The 17,878-nt window shown below is 61.1% G+C and carries 13 protein-coding genes; 12 read left to right on the forward strand and 1 reads right to left on the reverse strand.

The features are described from left to right. The first annotated feature begins 2 nt into the window (after window positions 1–2). Both BM059_RS05045 and BM059_RS05050 read left to right on the forward strand, forming a co-directional pair. Entirely contained in the window at window positions 3–944 is a 942-nt protein-coding gene (locus BM059_RS05045) for a 1-aminocyclopropane-1-carboxylate deaminase/D-cysteine desulfhydrase (RefSeq protein ID WP_083413231.1), read from the forward strand. Between the two features lie 22 nt (window positions 945–966). Then, complete coding sequence (locus tag BM059_RS05050; protein ID WP_037000014.1) at window positions 967–2,076, forward strand: cyclic nucleotide-binding domain-containing protein; 1,110 nt, start codon at window positions 967–969, stop codon at window positions 2,074–2,076. Between the two features lie 91 nt (window positions 2,077–2,167). Here the strand turns inward: BM059_RS05050 and BM059_RS05055 are convergent, their stop codons facing one another. Further along, window positions 2,168–3,100, reverse strand: coding sequence for a DUF1853 family protein (locus BM059_RS05055; RefSeq protein WP_074937428.1), 933 nt, complete (start codon window positions 3,098–3,100; stop codon window positions 2,168–2,170). Between the two features lie 97 nt (window positions 3,101–3,197). Here BM059_RS05055 and BM059_RS05060 point away from each other — a divergent pair, with 97 nt between their 5' ends. From BM059_RS05060 to BM059_RS05105, 10 genes are all read left to right on the forward strand, one after another. Beyond that, entirely contained in the window at window positions 3,198–4,085 is an 888-nt protein-coding gene (locus BM059_RS05060; RefSeq protein WP_037000012.1) for an NAD(+) kinase, read from the forward strand. Continuing rightward, a complete protein-coding gene (locus tag BM059_RS05065; protein ID WP_074937125.1) occupies window positions 4,086–5,060 on the forward strand; it encodes a metallophosphoesterase in 975 nt (324 codons plus the stop codon). After that, the gene (locus tag BM059_RS05070) at window positions 5,057–5,917 is read left to right on the forward strand and encodes a rhomboid family intramembrane serine protease (RefSeq protein ID WP_074937126.1); all 861 of its coding nucleotides are present in this window, start codon (window positions 5,057–5,059) and stop codon (window positions 5,915–5,917) included. Before BM059_RS05065 ends, BM059_RS05070 begins: the two co-directional genes overlap by 4 nt. 89 nt (window positions 5,918–6,006) lie before the next feature. Next, a complete protein-coding gene (locus BM059_RS05075; protein WP_037004308.1) occupies window positions 6,007–6,270 on the forward strand; it encodes a YeaC family protein in 264 nt (87 codons plus the stop codon). Further along, a complete protein-coding gene (locus BM059_RS05080) occupies window positions 6,270–7,106 on the forward strand; it encodes a DUF2797 domain-containing protein (RefSeq protein ID WP_074937128.1) in 837 nt (278 codons plus the stop codon). Before BM059_RS05075 ends, BM059_RS05080 begins: the two co-directional genes overlap by 1 nt. Window positions 7,107–7,161: 55 nt before the next feature. Beyond that, the gene (gene pepN, locus BM059_RS05085; RefSeq protein ID WP_074937130.1) at window positions 7,162–9,819 is read left to right on the forward strand and encodes an aminopeptidase N; all 2,658 of its coding nucleotides are present in this window, start codon (window positions 7,162–7,164) and stop codon (window positions 9,817–9,819) included. 479 nt (window positions 9,820–10,298) lie between these two features. Continuing rightward, on the forward strand, window positions 10,299–12,332 hold the full coding sequence (locus tag BM059_RS05090) for a DUF1302 domain-containing protein (protein ID WP_074937133.1): 2,034 nt from the start codon (window positions 10,299–10,301) through the stop codon (window positions 12,330–12,332). Window positions 12,333–12,445: 113 nt separating this feature from the next. Next, on the forward strand, window positions 12,446–13,816 hold the full coding sequence (locus BM059_RS05095) for a DUF1329 domain-containing protein (RefSeq protein WP_074937135.1): 1,371 nt from the start codon (window positions 12,446–12,448) through the stop codon (window positions 13,814–13,816). A gap of 213 nt (window positions 13,817–14,029) precedes the next feature. Next, the gene (locus tag BM059_RS05100) at window positions 14,030–15,109 is read left to right on the forward strand and encodes a WD40/YVTN/BNR-like repeat-containing protein (RefSeq protein WP_074937138.1); all 1,080 of its coding nucleotides are present in this window, start codon (window positions 14,030–14,032) and stop codon (window positions 15,107–15,109) included. A gap of 16 nt (window positions 15,110–15,125) precedes the next feature. Further along, window positions 15,126–17,504 (forward strand): efflux RND transporter permease subunit, encoded by a 2,379-nt coding sequence (locus BM059_RS05105; RefSeq protein ID WP_037004315.1) that lies wholly within the window; start codon window positions 15,126–15,128, stop codon window positions 17,502–17,504. Window positions 17,505–17,878 lie beyond the last annotated feature (374 nt).

Raw genomic sequence — 17,878 nt, forward strand, 5'->3', positions numbered from 1 at the left:
TTTTGCCGATACAGATTCCCCACTGGCGCCCTGAGGCGCCTCTGCAAAAGCTGACGTTGCCCTGGCTCGAGGCAGCCGGTGTCGAGCTCGCCTGTCTGCGTCTGGATCTGGTCGATCCTCTGGTGTCCGGCAACAAGTGGTTCAAGCTCGCGCCCTATCTTGAACAGGCTGCTGCGATTGGCGCGCAGGGCCTGATCAGTCTGGGTGGTGCGCACTCCAATCATCTGCATGCCCTGGCCGCAGCGGGCCAACGTTTTGGCTTCGCCAGCGTCGGTCTGTTGCGGGGTGAAGCGCAACAAACGCCGACCGCCGATGATCTGCAGCGCATGGGTATGCAACTGCACTGGCTGGGGTATGGCGGCTACCGAGCACGTCATCAGCCAGATTTCTGGACGCCCTGGCTCGCTCGCTATGCGGGTTTTCAGGTGGTCGGCGAGGGTGGCCTGGGCCTTCAGGGCGCCCGAGGGTGCAGCTGTCTGCTGGCGATGGCCGAGGCGCAATTGGCCGATATCGGCTGGCCTGATTTCGATGCCTGGTGGCTGGCCGCGGGGACTGGAACCACTCTGGCCGGTCTACTGTTGGCTGAGCAGCGGCGTCAGGTGTTCGGTGCACAGGCGGTGCCAAGTGGCCATGGTGTTGCCAGCCAGGTCGCCACGCTGCTGAGCGAGGCTGGGGCATCCGGGCGCAGCTATCAACTGATCGAAGCCGCTCGCGCTGGTTTTGCTCGTCTCGACGAACCGCTGCGCCACTTCATCCTGGAAACTGAGCAGGCTAGCGGTGTGCCGCTGGAGCCTGTGTATACCGGCAAGGCGCTTATGGCGCTGCGCGATTTCTGCAAGAGTGGTCAACTTGCGCGCGGCAGTCGGCTGATCTTCATTCATACTGGCGGCTTGCAAGGGCGTCGGGCACTGATGGGCGCCAGCGCCGACTACACTCAGGTCTGACCAGCGGAGCCTGGAAATCCTCATGAGCGAACCCCTTACCCCTGAACAGCTGCGCAGCCTGACGCCGCTCAACGTGCTTTCCGAGCAACAGTGGCGCGAGTTGCGTAGCCAGTTGGTGCCGCAGCCCCTATTGGCCGGGCAACTGCTGTTTCGTCAGGGGGATCAAGCGCGTCTGACCTGCTATCTACTGGCCGGTGAGTTGCAACTGCAGGATGCCGAGGGCAGGACGCAGCGGGTACAGGCCGGTAGTGAGATCAGCTGCCATCCCCTGTCACCCGGTCTGCCGCGCTTGCATGACGCCCGCGCCTTGACCGATATCAGTGTGCTGATGATCGACAGTGTCACGCTCGATCGTCTGCTGACCTGGCGCCTGGCACATCAGGATCTGCTGCTGGCGCTACAGCAGGGCGGCGCCGATGTTGAATGGCTGGAGCGGTTGCTGGAAAACCCGCTGTTTGCCAAGGTACCGCCGGCCAACGTGCAGAACATGCTCGCTCGCCTGCAGAAAGTCGAGCTGGCAGCTGGCAGCCAGGTGCTTGAAGAGGGTGCCACTGGCGATTGCTGCTATTTCCTGGAAAGCGGTCGCGCCGAGGTGATCCGCGGCGCTGGTAGCGAGCATCAGGTGCTGGCGGAACTGGAGGTTGGTGCCTGTTTCGGTGAGGAGGCTCTGCTTGCCGATCGGCCGCGAAATGCCACGGTAACCATGGTCGAGGCCGGCAGTGTGCTGCGTCTGGATCGTCAGGACTTCTTTGCCTTGCTCAAGGCGCCGGTGGTGGCTGAAGTGTCGCTGGGTGAAGGTGCCAGGTTGCTGACACAGGGTGCGCAATGGCTGGATGTACGGTTGCTGGAAGAGTATGAAAAGGCGCATGCGCCACAAGCGCTGCATATGCCGTTGCAGCTGTTGCGTCTGAAGGCGCGCCTACTGGATCGCTCACGCACCTACCTGTGCTATTGCGACAGTGGCAAACGCAGCAACAGCGCGGTATTTCTGCTCGCGCAGCTGGGCTACAGCGTCTACGCCTTGCGCGGCGGCTTGGACGCCCTGCCGGCAGTGCAACGCGATGCGCTGCTGTGTGAAAGTGGCGCAGGGTATCTGGCGCGTTCCGGCGGGCGTACCGAACGCAGCCGTTGATCGACGCTGGCCCTGTCGCCCATTATCGAGGTGGGTAGCCCGGATGAAATCCGGGGATTTGCCGGCAGCGGCGTCCTGGATAGCGTCCGGGCTACGACTGAGCGGGCCACTGATCGTTGACCAGAAAGACCCGTTCTACCTCTCGCCAGTCTCCCGCCCGATCCTCATCCAGTCTTACCAGCAGCTGTGCCTGAGCTTCCGGGCGCAGCGTGTTCAGCCATTGCTGGAGCATTTCATCAGACCAGACCCCGTCGGCATTGATCAGCGCTGGCGCGAGCCAGGCCAATCTCGGTAGCGGCTGCCAGTGTGCGCCTGGGCTCGTCGAGGCGAAATCGCTCCAGTTGCGCTGATGCAGCCAGCGCCCCCAGCAGTGCTCGGGCGTGGCGCCGTGAGGCGAGGAGGAGTCGTGGGGCCAGGGATAGAACAGGTAGCCGCCGAGCCAGAAAGCGGATCGGGTTTCGTCCAGTTGCAGGTCGTGCAGCGCTCCCCGTGCTTCGCGGCGTGAAGACAGGGGTAATTGGTGCTGCGCGAGGTGGCTCAGTTTCAGGTCGAGTCGATCATGACTGCCCGGGCCGAGCCAGTCAGCGGCCTCTCTGCCGTCTGTGCCGAGATAGAACTTCACCGCCAGCTCTAGATGATGTTCGCCTTCGTCGTCGCGCAGCAGCAGGTCCAGCTCGCCCAGGGTCTGGCCGTTCTGGCGGATCGGCAGGTTGGCGGCGACTACCTCGACATCTGGCGCAGCGTGCAGGGCGAACTGCCACAGGCGTTCGTAATAGAGGCCGAGGCGGCGCACCGGTTTGGTGGCCAGCCAGGCGTGCACAGCACTGGCGTCACTGTCCTGCTGCGCAAGCCAGTCAGCCAACTGCTGTGGCTGCCGCGACCAGCAACTGGCCTGTAGCGGATGACGCTGGACTTGCGTGGTCTCACCTAGCATGGGTGGCGAGAGCAGCGTCCAGGCCAGGTCGCGCACGGCCGGGGTACGCAATCGCAGCAGTAGCTCGTGCAACAAGTCGGGAGCAATCATGACCCCGAGCATAGCGCAGTCACAGTGCTGGTTTGCTGCGGCCCAGGCCTTTGGCCGATAATCCCTCTTCGTTTCTTATCTGTCTGGCGGGAGTCCCATGGAGCAATTTCGCAATGTCGGCATCATCGGGCGCCTGGGTAGCACGCGGGTTCTGGAAACCGTGCGCCGGCTCAAGCGCTTTCTGATCGATCGCCACCTGCATGTGATCCTTGAGGACGCCATCGCCGACGTGCTGCCAGGGCACGGCCTGCAGACCTCTTCGCGCAAGATGCTTGGCGAGGTCTGCGACCTGGTGATCGTCGTCGGTGGTGACGGCAGCATGCTAGGCGCTGCCCGTGCCCTGGCACGGCACAAGGTGCCAGTGCTGGGAATCAACCGTGGCAGCCTGGGCTTTCTCACCGATATCCGCCCTGATGAGCTGGAGCTCAAGGTGGCGCAAGTGCTGGAAGGCCACTACCTCACCGAAAACCGCTTCTTGCTCGAGGCCGAGGTGCGTCGTCAGGGCGAAGCCATCGGTCAGGGCGACGCGCTCAACGACGTGGTGCTGCACCCCGGCAAGTCGACGCGGATGATCGAGTTCGAACTGTACATTGACGGCCAGTTCGTCTGCAGTCAGAAGGCCGATGGCTTGATCGTCGCTACGCCCACCGGTTCGACCGCCTACGCGTTGTCCGCTGGTGGGCCGATCATGCATCCCAAGCTCGATGCCATCGTGGTGGTGCCGATGTACCCGCATACGTTGTCCAGCCGGCCCATCGTGGTCGACGGTAATAGCGAGCTGAAGGTGGTGGTGTCCTCGGAAATGACCATCTATCCGCAAGTCTCCTGCGACGGCCAGAACCACTTCACCTGCGCGCCGGGTGATACCCTGTACGTGGCCAAGAAGGCGCAGAAGCTGCGCCTGATCCATCCACTGGATCACAATTACTACGAGGTCTGCCGCACCAAGCTCGGTTGGGGCAGCCGCCTGGGAGGGCAGGACTGAATGTCCCTCGACCCCCATCGTGGCTATGACCTGATCGGTGATATCCATGGTTGCGCGCGCACCCTCGAACGCCTGCTCGAACGTCTGGGTTACAGCCGGCAGAGTGGCGTGTGGCGCCATCCGTCGCGCATGGTGATCTTCCTCGGTGACCTGGTCGACCGTGGCCCCGGCATTCGTGAGGTATTGCACCTGGTGCACGACATGGTGCGTGCTGGCCAGGCGCTGTGCATCATGGGTAACCACGAATTCAATGCGCTGGGCTGGAGCACACCGGCCCCGCCGGGTAGCGGTCGCCAGTACGTGCGCGAGCACAGCCCGCGTCACCAGCGCCTGATGCGCGAAACGCTGGCGCAGTTCGAAGCCTATCCGCAGGAGTGGCGCGAGTTCCTGCGCTGGTTCTACGAGATGCCGTTGTTCATCGATGCTGGTCGCTTCCGCGTTGTCCACGCCTGTTGGGACGATGAACTGATTACCCCGATCAAGGCGCAATTCCCCGACGGCTGCATCGACGAACACTTCCTGCAGGCCTCGGCCGTGCCCGGCAGCTTCGCCAATATGGCGCTGGATCGCCTGCTGCGCGGGACCGACATGCGCCTGCCGCACGGCCTGACCTTGACCAGCGGCGATGGCTTCACCCGTTCCTACTTCCGCACCAAGTTCTGGGAAGAGGACCCGAAGACCTATGGCGATATCGTGTTTCAACCCGATGCCTTGCCGGAGCTGGCGGCGCAGACGCCGTTGACCGAGCTGCAGAAGGACGAATTGCTCCGGTACGGCGCGCACGAGCCATTGCTGTTTGTCGGGCACTACTGGCGGCGGGGCAAGCCGGCGCCGATTCGGCCCAACCTGGCCTGCCTGGATTACAGCGCAGTGATAGGTGGTCGCCTGGTTGCCTATCGCCTGGATCAGGAAACACGTCTGGATGTTAGTAAGTTCGTCTGGGTCGATGTCGACCCGCAGGAGGCGCCTCGATGAGCGCAGTGGTGGTATTACGTTTACCGCTGGATACCGATTTGAGCGGCTTCGTTGCGCTGCTGCAACGCTTGCGTGTGCCGCACCGGGTGGCGGAAGAGGGCGGTGAGCAGGTGCTGTGGGTGCCGGGGCAGGAGCTTGCGGATCAGGTGCGCGAACTCTATGCGCGTCATCCGCAGGGCGACGCCGGCGCAGAGTTGCCGGCAAGCGTTGCGCCTGTGCGCGACAGCTTCTTCACTCAGTTGCGCCGCAGTCCGGTCACGGCGCTGGTGCTGCTCACCACGTTCATCGTCTTTGCCGTGACCCTGGCGGGCGAGAACTTTTCTACCATTCGCTGGCTGAGCTTTGTCGATTTTCGCATCGATGGTGAGCGCATCTATCTGACCTATCTGGCTGCCACCTTGGACAGCGGCCAGTGGTGGCGCCTGATCACGCCGATGCTGATCCATTTCGGCTGGCTGCACCTGGCGATGAACAGCCTGTGGTATTGGGAGTTGGGCCGGCGCATCGAATTTCGCCAGGGCGCCATTGGCCTGCTCGGGCTGACCTTGTTGTTCGGTCTGGCGTCGAACTTCGCCCAATACTGGTGGGCCGGTCCGTCGTTGTTCGGGGGCTTGTCTGGCGTGCTCTACGGCCTGCTCGGGCACTGCTGGATCTACCAGCGCCTGGCGCCCAACTCGGCCTATCGCCTGCCACCCGGTGTGCTGGTGATGATGCTGGCGTGGCTGGCGATCTGTATGACCGGCGTCTTCGAGCTGCTGCAATTCGGCGCCATCGCCAACGCTGCCCATGTCGGCGGCCTGCTCACCGGCTGCCTGACCGGGCTGCTTGGCGGTATGCTGGCCCGACGCAGTACCTGATTCGATTTTGTGACCTGTAGGGCGGGTGCAACCCGCCAGCTCAGCGTGTCGGCGGGTTTATCCGCCCTACGATTTACCTGGAGACCTGTATGTCGTCCTTTCTCGATGCAATTGAAAACATCACCCCGGAAATCTACGAGAGCCTCAAGCTGGCCGTGGAAATCGGCAAATGGCCGGACGGCCGTAAGCTGAGCCAGGAGCAGAAGGAGCTGAGCCTGCAGGCGATGATCGCCTGGGAAGTGCAGAACCTGCCGGAGGAAGAGCGCACCGGTTACATGGGCCCGCAGGAGTGCAGCAGCAAGTCCGAGCCGGTACCCAACCTGTTGTTCAAGTCCTCGGATACCCTGCACTGATGAGCGAATTGGGACGTGGCTCGCTGAGCAAGATGAAGGCGCATCTGGATGCGCCGGTGCAGTACGCTTTTCGCCTGGGCGAGGAAGAAGTACCGGTCAACCCGCTGGTGGGCAAGCACTTGCGCCTGGAATACCTTGGCGCCATCCACTGCAGCCACTGTGGACGCAAGACCAAGACCAGCTTCAGCCAGGGCTACTGCTACCCCTGCATGCAGAAGCTGGCGCAATGCGATATCTGCATCATGAGCCCGGAGAAGTGCCACTTCGATCAGGGCACCTGCCGCGAGCCGAGCTGGGGCGAGCAGTTCTGCATGACTGATCACATCGTTTATCTGGCCAACTCCAGCGGCGTGAAGGTGGGCATCACCCGTGCCAGCCAGGTGCCGACGCGCTGGATCGACCAGGGCGCGACCCAGGCGCTGCCCATTCTGCGCGTGGCCACCCGGCAGCAGTCCGGCTTCGTCGAAGACCTGCTGCGCACTCAGGTAGCGGACAAGACCAACTGGCGTGCGCTGCTCAAGGGCGACGCGACGCCGGTCGATCTACTGGCGATTCGTGAGCAGTTGTTCGACAGCTGCGGCGCAGGGATCACCGAACTGCAGCAGCGCTTCGGCCTGCAGGCCATTCAGCCGCTGAGCGCGGCCGAAGCGCTGGAGATTCGTTACCCCATCGAGGCCTATCCGGCCAAGATCAACAGCTTCAACCTGGACAAACTGCCATTGGCCGAAGGTACTCTGCTTGGTATCAAGGGCCAGTACCTGATGTTCGACACCGGCGTGATCAATATCCGCAAGTACACCGCCTACCAGCTGGCCATCCACGAGATCGCCGCCTGACCACCACTTGCAGCGTGCGGCTTGAAGCTTGCAGCTGCCTTGAAGAGGCTCCGCCATGCGCACCGAACAATCCAAGACCATCTACCTCAAGGACTATCAGGTTCCCGACTACCTGATCGACGAGACCCACCTGACCTTCGAACTGTTCGAGGATCACAGCCTCGTACACGCGCAACTGGTCATGCGCCGCAATCCCGAAGCCGGTGCCGGCTTGCCCACGCTGGTACTGGACGGCCAGCAGCTCGAACTGCTGGACCTCAAGCTCGATGACCGTGAGCTGGGCGAGGGCGACTACACGCTCACCGACAGCCACCTGAGCCTGCAGCCGACTCAGGAGAGCTTCGTGCTCGACAGCAGCGTGCGCATCCACCCGGAAAGCAACACCGCGCTGGAAGGCCTGTACAAGTCCGGCACGATGTTCTGCACCCAGTGCGAGGCCGAGGGTTTTCGCAAGATCATCTTCTACCTCGACCGCCCGGACGTGATGAGCAAATTCACCACCACGGTCAGCGCCGAGCAGCATGCCTACCCGGTGCTGTTGTCCAACGGCAACCCGATTGCCAGCGGCTCGGAAGAGGGTGGTCGTCACTGGGCGACCTGGGAAGATCCGTTCAAGAAGCCGGCCTATCTGTTCGCTCTGGTCGCCGGTGATCTCTGGTGTGTGGAAGACAGCTTCACCACCATGAGCAATCGCGAAGTGGCGCTGCGCATCTACGTCGAGCCGGAGAACATCGACAAGGTGCAGCACGCCATGGACAGCCTCAAGCGCTCGATGAAGTGGGACGAGGAGGTCTATGGCCGCGAGTACGACCTGGATATCTTCATGATCGTCGCGGTCAACGACTTCAACATGGGCGCCATGGAGAACAAGGGCCTCAATATCTTCAACTCCAGTTGCGTGCTGGCCAAGGCCGAGACCGCTACTGATGCCGCGCACCAGCGTGTCGAGGCGGTGGTGGCGCACGAGTATTTCCACAACTGGTCGGGCAACCGCGTGACCTGCCGCGACTGGTTCCAGTTGTCGCTCAAGGAAGGCTTCACCGTGTTCCGCGACAGCGAGTTTTCCGCCGACACCCATTCGCGTACCGTCAAGCGCATCGAGGATGTGGCCTATCTGCGTACCCACCAGTTCGCCGAGGACGCTGGCCCCATGGCCCACCCGGTGCGCCCGGACGCGTACATGGAAATCTCCAACTTCTACACCCTGACCATCTACGAGAAGGGTTCGGAAGTGCTGCGCATGATCCACACCCTGCTCGGCCCGGAGCTGTTCCGCAAAGGCTCGGACCTGTACTTCGAGCGCCACGATGGCCAGGCCGTGACCTGCGACGACTTCGTCAAGGCCATGGAAGATGCCAGCGGTATCGACCTGACCCAGTTCAAGCGCTGGTACACCCAGGCCGGCACGCCGCGTCTGGCGGTCAGCGAGGCCTATGACGCCGCCGCGCAGACCTACAGCCTGACCTTCCGCCAGAGCTGCCCGGCCACACCGGGGCAGAGTGAGAAACTGCCGTTCGTGATTCCGGTGGCGCTCGGCCTGCTCGACGCGCAGGGCAACGAGCTGCCGCTGCGCCTGCAAGGCGAGAGCGCCGCGCAGGGCACCGACCGCGTATTGTCGGTGACCGAAGCCGAGCAGACCTTCACTTTCGAAGGCATTGCCGAGAAGCCGCTACCCTCCTTGCTGCGCGGCTTCAGCGCACCGGTCAAGCTGCAGTTCCCCTATGACCGCGACCAACTGATGTTCCTCATGCAGCATGACAGCGATGGTTTCAACCGCTGGGAGTCGGGCCAGCAGTTGTCCGTGCAGGTGCTGCAGGAGCTGATCGGTCAGCACCAGCGCGGCGAAGCCCTGGTTTTGGATCAGCGCCTGGTCGCCGCCCTGCGCACCCTGCTCGAAGACGAGTCGCTGGATCAGGCCATGGTCGCGGAAATGCTCTCGCTGCCAGGCGAGGCGTATCTCACCGAGATCAGCGACGTGGCTGATGTCGAAGCCATCCACGCCGCGCGCGAGTTCGCCCGTAAGGCGTTGTCCACCGCGCTGTTCGCCCCGCTGTGGGCGCGCTACCAGGCCAAGCGCGACGTCTCCAAGGCGACGCCCTATGTGGCCGAGGCGGCGCACTTCGCTCGTCGCAGCCTACAGAACATCGCGCTGTCCTACTTGATGCTCAGCGAGAAGCCCGAGGTGCTGGCGGCTTGCGTCGACCAGTTCGAAAACGCCGACAACATGACCGAGCGCTTGTCGGCCCTGGCTGTGCTGGTCAACTCGCCGTTCCAGGAGGAGCAGGGCAAAGCGCTGACGATGTTCGCCGACTTCTTCAAGGACGATGCGCTGGTCATGGACCAGTGGTTCAGCGTGCAGGCCGGCTGCCCACTGCCGGGTGGTCTGGAGCGCGTGCACGCATTGATGCAGCACGAAGCCTTTACCCTGAAGAACCCGAACAAGGTGCGTGCGCTGATCGGTGCCTTCGCCAACCAGAACCTGATCAACTTTCATCACGCGGACGGGGCGGGCTACCGCTTTCTCGCCGATCAGGTGATTACCCTCAACGCCCTCAATCCGCAGATCGCCTCGCGCCTGCTGGCGCCGCTGACCCGCTGGCGCAAATACGGCGCAGCCCGTCAGGCGCTGATGAAGGCCGAACTGGAGCGCATCCTCGCTTCCGGCGAGCTGTCCAGCGACGTCTACGAGGTGGTGAGCAAAAGCCTGGCCTAAGACGGGTTTTGCTCCACAAGAAGTGTTACCTGCCTCTGGTTGGTAACACTTTTTTGTTACCCAATGAAATATGTATGCGATTCGTTATTCGTTTGCACACTTAAGTTAGGGCTTTGTAGCTTGACAGCGAATTTTTCTTCGCAGTCTCGTATCGCCACAAGGCCCACGGTCAGTGGCATAAAGCGTCGGATCGTAGGACAAGGTGCGCCATTTTTTCATGGAATAGCTGACGCGTTGGTCAATGGCTGATCAGTCACGAAAAGAAACCGCTCGCAGCCTCTCGCAAGCCTGTTTGCACTGATACGCCCGTTTGAATTGGCACCATGGTTGCAACAGCAAGCGCGACTTGACCGTGCGTTGACGCATTCGGTCGTTTGAACACGTTGCTGCAAATAAAAACAAGCCGTCGCCAGTACGGCATATCGCGACCCGGTTACGGGATCGCTCAAAAGAATGATCTGTCCACGGAGTGAGTCTCGATGGAAATTAAGTCCCGCAAGCCCGTTCTACGTTTTGCCCCGGCCAAGGCCGGCTTTGCGTTCGCTGGTGTTCTGCCATTGCTGGTCGCCGCCCAGGCTCAAGCGGTGGAGTTCAGCTTCGCCGATAACGAAATCACCGGTTCCATCGATACCACCGTCTCCTACGGTCAGCTGTGGCGTGTTCAGGGCCAGGACAAGACCAACGACGACATCAACACCAACGACGGTAATCGTAATTTCGATACCGGCTTGGTTTCCGAAGTATTCAAGATCACCAGTGATCTGGAAGCCTCCTACCGTAACTACGGTGTTTTCATTCGCGGTACTGCTTTCTATGACACCCAGATCATGGACAAGCGCAACGACTACTACGACGCCAACTCGCCGGCTCAGCCGAGCCAGAGTGCGCCGCGTGATAACAGCTTTACCCGTGAAACCCGTCACAAGGCTGGCCGTGATGCGCAGATCCTCGACGCCTACGTCTATGGCAACTGGGATGTTGGCAACATGCCGGTTTCCGGTCGTCTGGGTAAGCAGGTTTTCAACTGGGGTGAAGGCCTGTTCTATCGCAACGGTGTAAATACCACCAACCCAGTCGACGCCGCCAAGTTCCGCCTGCCGGGCTCGGAAGTGAAGGAAGTGCTAGTGCCGGTCGAGGCGCTGAGCTTCAACATCGGTCTGACCGACAACCTGTCGATGGAAACTTTCTACCAGTTCAACTGGAAAGAGACCGCTATCGATCCGGTGGGTACCTACTTCTCCGAGACCGATTTGTTTGCTGATGGTGGTAATACCGCCTACTCGACTCAGAGAGCTCTGATTCCGCTGGGTGGCCTGTATTCCGGTTTAAGCGCTGCGGGAGTGGGCGGCCTGCAAGGTGGCCGTACCGTTGACGGTAACGGCAATATCAAGGTGGCCAGTGTTGGGCCGGATATCAATGCCAAGAACGATGGCCAGTTCGGTGTCGCGTTCCGTTATATTGCTGAAGAACTGAATTCCACCGAGTTTGGTTTCTACTTTGTCAACTACCATGCCAAAGAACCGACTATTTATGCGGATCTGGGCGCATATACGGGACTTGATCTCGCTGCTATTGCAGGTCAGGTACAAGGGGCCTTGACTCCTCAAGTACAACAGGCAGTGGCAGCTCAGGCAGGCGTATCGGTTGCCACCCTGCAAGCTGTACTGGCCAACCCGGCCCTCAACCCTGCGTTGGCTACTGCTTATTCGAATGCGTTGACCAATGCCGTGACTAACGCCGCTGGCGGCGTGGCCACCATCGACGTTGCTAACCAGGTCAATGCCCGTCGCGAGTATGTCGAAGATATCCGCATGTACGGCTTTAGCTTCAACACCACCGTTGGCAATGCATCGGTGTTTGGTGAATTGTCTTACCGCCCGAACCTGCCGGTCGGTATCGCCGCAACCAACGACCTGCTTGGCGATCTGCTGACCCAGGCTCCTCAACTGGCTGGCGGCGGTAGTGTGAATATCGGTGGCCAGCAAGTGCAGCTGGGTGATCAAATTCATAACTACACCCGCGTTGAAGCGTTTAACACCTCCCTGGGCACGATCTACAACTTCGGCCCGAGCTTTGGCTTCGACTCGCTGTTCGGCGTTGCCGAACTGGCCTCGGAGCACCTGCGTGGCGACAGTCTGCAGTACAACTCTCGCAACGGCACGCGCTACTACGCCGGCCGTGGTAACGGTTCCTATATCTCCGGCTACGACCGTGATGATCAAGTCAACAAGAACGCCTACGGTTACACCCTGGTGCTCTCTGGTACCTGGAACGACGTCTACGCCGGTGTGAACCTGTCGCCGTTCGCTGTGTTCAAGCACGACTTCGAAGGCAACTCGCACCAGACCGGCAACTTCATCGAGGGTCGTAAGGCTTACACCGTCGGGATGCGCGCCAGCTACCTGAACAGCCTGGAAGCCGAGATCCAGTACACCGAGTTCTATGGCGCTGGCCAGAACAACGGTTCGCGTGATCGCGACAATATTGGCCTGAACGTCAAGTACTCCTTCTAAGGGGCGTCTGCACATGCCTGCTTTGCTGCTGTGCAGAAACCCTGTGTACCTATAACCAGAAACACGCCAGGCGCTCTTGGGCGCCCGGCAATACTCTTCACGGAGAATTACCCATGCTGAACAAGCACAGGCTGATGGCCGTAGCCGTTGCACTGGCGTTTTCCGCCAGCTCCGCACTGGCTGCCGTTTCCTCGCAGGAAGCTGCCAAGCTCGGTGACACCCTGACTCCTTTCGGTGCCGAGAAGGCTGGCAATGCTGCCGGCACCATTCCGGCCTGGACCGGTGGCATCACCCAGGCGCCGGCTAGCTACACCCGTTCCGGCCAGCATCACGTCGACCCGTTCCCGGAAGACAAGCCGCTGTTCACCATCACTGCGGCCAACCTGAGCCAATACGAGGCCAACCTGACACCCGGTCAGATCGCCCTGTTCAAGGCCTACCCGGAAACCTACCAGATGCCGGTGTACCAGACCCGTCGCTCCGGCTCCGCGCCGCAGTGGGTCTATGACAACACCATCAAGAACGCCAGCACTGCAAAGCTGGTCGATGGCGGCAACGGCTTCTCCGATGCCTATGGTGGTATCCCGTTCCCGATCCCGCAGAACGGTGTTGAGGCGCTGTGGAACCACATCGCCCGCTACCGCGGTACCTACATCGTACGCCGTGCTTCGGAAGTGGCGGTACAGCGTAACGGTGCCTACTCGCTGGTCACTTCCCAGCAGGAGGCGCTGTTCAAGTACTACCTGCAGAACGGCTCCTTCGCCAACCTGAACAACATCATGTTCTATTACCTGTCCTTCACCACCAGCCCGGCGCGTCTGGCCGGCGGTGCGGTACTGGTTCACGAGACCCTCGATCAGGTAAAAGAGCCGCGTCAGGCCTGGGGCTACAACGCTGGTCAGCGCCGCGTGCGTCGTGCACCGAACCTGGCCTACGACACCCCGATCGCTGCTGCTGACGGGCTGCGCACTGCCGACGACACCGACATGTTCAACGGTGCTCCGGATCGCTATGACTGGAAACTGGTCGGCAAGAAGGAAATCTACATCCCGTACAACAACTACAAGGTCACCAGCCCTGACGTTAAGTACAAGGATCTGCTGCAGGTCGGTCACCTAAACCCGGCGCTGACCCGTAACGAGTTGCATCGTGTGTGGGTCGTCGAGGGTACGCTGAAGTCCGGCGCTCGCCACATCTACTCCAAGCGCACCCTGTTCCTCGATGAGGACAGCTGGCAGGCTGCGGTGGTGGATCAGTACGACGGTCGTGGCGAGCTGTGGCGTGTGTCCATCGCTTACCTGAAGAACTACTACGATTTGCCGACCACCTGGTCCGCACTCGATGTGTTCCATGATCTGCAGGCGCGTCGTTACCACGTGCAAAACCTGGATAACGAAGAGAGCAACACCATCGACTTCACCCAGGCCACTCCGGACGACGGTTACTTCAAGCCGGCTGCCCTGCGTCGCCGCGGCACACGATAATAGTCGTGTAGTCTCACGCGAAGGCCGCTACAGTTAGTAGCGGCCTTTTCGTATCAGCTCGGCGAATAGGCTGTGTTAAAGCGGTTCAGGCTTACAAAACATAACGTCGCGCTGATTGTCAGGGCTTTCTGAAGCTCGCTAGGATGAGTGGCCTGTTAAAAAGGCAGTACCGCCTATAACAAGAAAGGGGGAAGGTATATGAGTGAGCCCGTCATGCGGCGCACCCAGTCCGGTCTGGCGTCGATTCTGGCGCGTAACCCGGCGCTCCGTGTCCATTCGCCGCTGGCCAAAGCGCTCTCGCTGTGCAGTGTGCTTTCCGTTCTGGCTATTGCCGCCGTACCCGCACAGGCTGAGACCTCAGCCGTAGCAGGGGCCGGTTATTCCATCGAATCGCCGAGGGCGGTTCACAGCCTCCTACTCGATGTCGTCAACACCGGTCAGCGCCTGGTTGCGGCCGGCGACCGAGGGCACATTCTCTACTCCAATGATCAGGGGCAGACCTGGGTGCAGGCCAAGGTGCCGACCCGGCAGATGCTCACGTCCCTGTTCTTTCTCGATGCGCAGCACGGCTGGGCCGTCGGCCATGATGCTGTGATTCTCGCCACCACCGATGGCGGCGAAACCTGGGTCAAGCAGTTCGATGACCTGGAGCGTGAAGCGCCGCTGCTGGATATCTGGTTCAAGGACGCCAATCAGGGCTTTGCCGTTGGCGCCTACGGTGCGCTGTTGGAAACCCTGGACGGTGGCAAGAGCTGGGAAGACGTCAGCGACCGCCTCGATAACGAAGATGCCTATCACCTCAACGGCATCGCTGCGGTCAAGGACAGCGGCTTGTTCATCGTCGGCGAGATGGGCTCGATGTTCCGTTCGGCCGACTGGGGCGAGAACTGGGAGAAGATCGAAGAGCCGCCCTACGAGGGGTCGCTGTTCGGCGTGATCGGTACTGATCAGAGTGGTGTGCTGTTGGCCTACGGTCTGCGTGGCCACTTGTTCCGCTCCACCGATTTCGGTGGCAGCTGGCAACAGATTCGCCTGGATACCCCCGGCAACGGTCCTCTGGAATTCGGTCTGTCGGGTGCTGTGTTGCTGGCTGACGGCTCTATCGTGGTTGTCGGCCATGGCGGCACGGTACTGAAAAGTGAGGACGGCGGGCGCAGTTTCAGTCTGTTCAACCGTCCGGATCGTCTGTCGTTGGCAGCCGTGGCTGCAGGCGACAAGGGTCAACTGGTTCTGGTTGGGCAGGGCGGTGTTCGCCTGGCTACACCCACTGGCGCTACGCCGACCGCACAATAACAAGGGGTAGTCTTTGATGACCGATCATCACCAGGACAAGGCGAGCTTTCTCGAGCGCCTGATCTTCAACAATCGGCCGGCGGTTATTCTGCTCTGCCTGCTGACCACCATCTTCCTGCTTTATCAGGCCACCCAGGTTCGCCCCTCGACCAGCTTCGAGAAGATGATTCCGCTGTCGCACCCCTTCATCGAGAAGATGATGGAGCACCGCAATGACCTGGCCAACCTTGGCAACACCGTGCGTATTTCAGTTGAAGCCAAGGAAGGCGACATCTTCTCCAAGGAGTACATGGAAACGCTGCGGCAGATCCATGACGAAGTCTTCTACATCAATGGTGTCGACCGCTCCAACCTGAAGTCGCTGTGGAGTCCCAGCGTGCGCTGGACCGAAGTGACCGAGGAAGGCTTCGCCGGTGGCGAAGTAATCCCGCAGACCTACGACGGCAGCGCGCAGAGCCTCGAAGAACTGCGCAGCAACGTGCTCAAGTCCGGGCAGATCGGCCGCCTGGTGGCGAACAACTTCAAGTCGAGCATCATCGACGTGCCGCTGCTGGAGTCCTACCCGGACCCGAATGACCAGGGCAAGCTGATCAAACTGGACTACCAGAAGTTCTCCCACGAGCTGGAAGAGAAGATTCGCGACAAGTACCAGCAGCAGGACCCCAACGTACAGGTTCACATCGTCGGCTTCGCCAAGAAGGTCGGTGACCTGATCGATGGCCTGATCATGGTGGTGGGCTTCTTCGCCATCGTACTGCTGATTACCTTCGTGCTGCTGTACTGGTTCAGCTGGTGTATTCGCAGCACCATCGGCGTGCTGGTCACCACCCTGATCGCGGTGGTCTGGCAGTTGGGTCTGATGCACCTGGTCGGTTTCGGTCTCGATCCATACTCGATGCTGGTGCCGTTCCTGATCTTCGCCATCGGTGTGTCCCACGGCGTGCAGAAGATCAACGGTATCGCCCTGCAGTCCAGCGGTGCCGAGAACTCGCTGATGGCGGCGCGGCGTACCTTCCGCCAGCTGTTCCTGCCCGGCATGATCGCCATCCTGGCGGACGCCGTTGGCTTCATCGCGCTGCTGATCATCGACATTGGCGTGATCCACGAGCTGGCCATCGGTGCGTCGATCGGTGTGCTGGTTATCGTCTTCACCAACCTGATCCTGCTGCCGGTAGCGATTTCCTACCTGGGTATCAGCAAGAAGGCCATTGAGCGCAGCAAGCGTGACGAAGTCACCGAGAAGCCGATGTGGCGCGTGCTGTCCAAGGTCGCCCATCCCAACGTAGCGCCATTCATGGTGGTGCTGGGGCTGCTGGCTGGGGTCAGCTGCTTCTTCTACCAGAAGGCCCACCTGCAGGTCGGCGACCTCGACCAGGGTGCGCCGGAACTGCGTCCCGATTCGCGCTACAACCTGGACAACGACTTCATCATCCAGAACTACTCGACCAGCTCTGACGTGCTGGTGGTGATGGTCAAGACCGCGCCGGAAAAGTGCTCGACCTACGAAGCACTGTCGGCCATGGACGAGCTGATGTGGAAGATGGAGAACACCAAGGGTGTGCAGTCCGCGATCTCCATGGTCACGGTGTCCAAGCAGCTGATCAAGGGCATGAACGAGGGCAACCTGAAATGGGAAACCCTGTCGCGTAACCAGGACGTGCTGAACAACTCCATCGCCCGTGCCGACGGTCTGTACAACGCCGATTGCTCGTTGGCGCCGGTGCTGCTGTTCCTCGAGGATCACAAGGCCGAGACGCTCAAGCGTACCGTCGCGGCCGTGCAGACGTTCGCCGACGAGCACAACCGCGAAGGCCTGGAGTTCCTCCTGGCGTCCGGTAACGCCGGTATCGAGGCGGCCACCAACGATGTGATCTCCACCTCCGAACTGCTGATGCTGACGCTGGTGTACCTGTGGGTGGCGATCATGTGCCTGATCACCTTCCGCTCGATCCCGGCGATGATCTGCATCGTGCTGCCGCTGATCCTCACGTCGATCCTCGGCAACGCCCTGATGGCCTGGCTCGGCATCGGCATGAAGGTCGCGACCCTGCCGGTGATCGCACTCGGCGTGGGTATCGGTGTGGATTACGGCATCTACATCTACAGCCGCCTGGAGAGCTTCCTGCGTGCGGGTCTTCCGCTGCAAGAGGCCTACTACCAGACGCTCAAGTCGACCGGTAAGGCGGTACTGTTTACCGGTCTGTGCCTGGCCATCGGCGTAGCGACCTGGATGTTCTCGGCGATCAAGTTCCAGGCCGATATGGGGCTGATGCTGACCTTCATGTTCATCGTCAACATGTTCGGTGCCATGCTGCTGCTGCCGGCCCTGGCGCGCTTCCTGATCAAGCCCGAGAAGCTGGTGGGCAAGAAGGGTGGTTCGCTGCTGGCTCACTAAGGCAGGTAGCGTTCAACGAAAACCGCGGCCCTCGGGCCGCGGTTTTTTCGTTATGGGTCATGGGAAACACCGCGTGCCTGCGATCACGTAGGGTGCGCTGTGCGCACCGCCAATTGCGCTCATGCAGGCGAGGTGACCGTCTGAGTCGCTGCCTGGAGAAAGCGTTTGCTGGCTGGACGTCAGTCGTTAGGGCACCTCGGTGCAGGAAGCCGGTGCGCACGGCGCACCCTACCCAGGTCAGGCTCACGCACGGCTGATTGCGGCCATGCAGTACGTAGGGTGGGCCGGGCGGCGATCCGCTTCAGCCCACCAAGGCCAGCCGCTGTCGGTGGGCTGAAGCCCACCCTACCCGTTGAACGCCTCGGGCCGCGTAT

The sequence above is a fragment of the Ectopseudomonas composti genome (assembly GCF_900115475.1).
Lineage (GTDB): Bacteria > Pseudomonadota > Gammaproteobacteria > Pseudomonadales > Pseudomonadaceae > Aquipseudomonas > Aquipseudomonas composti.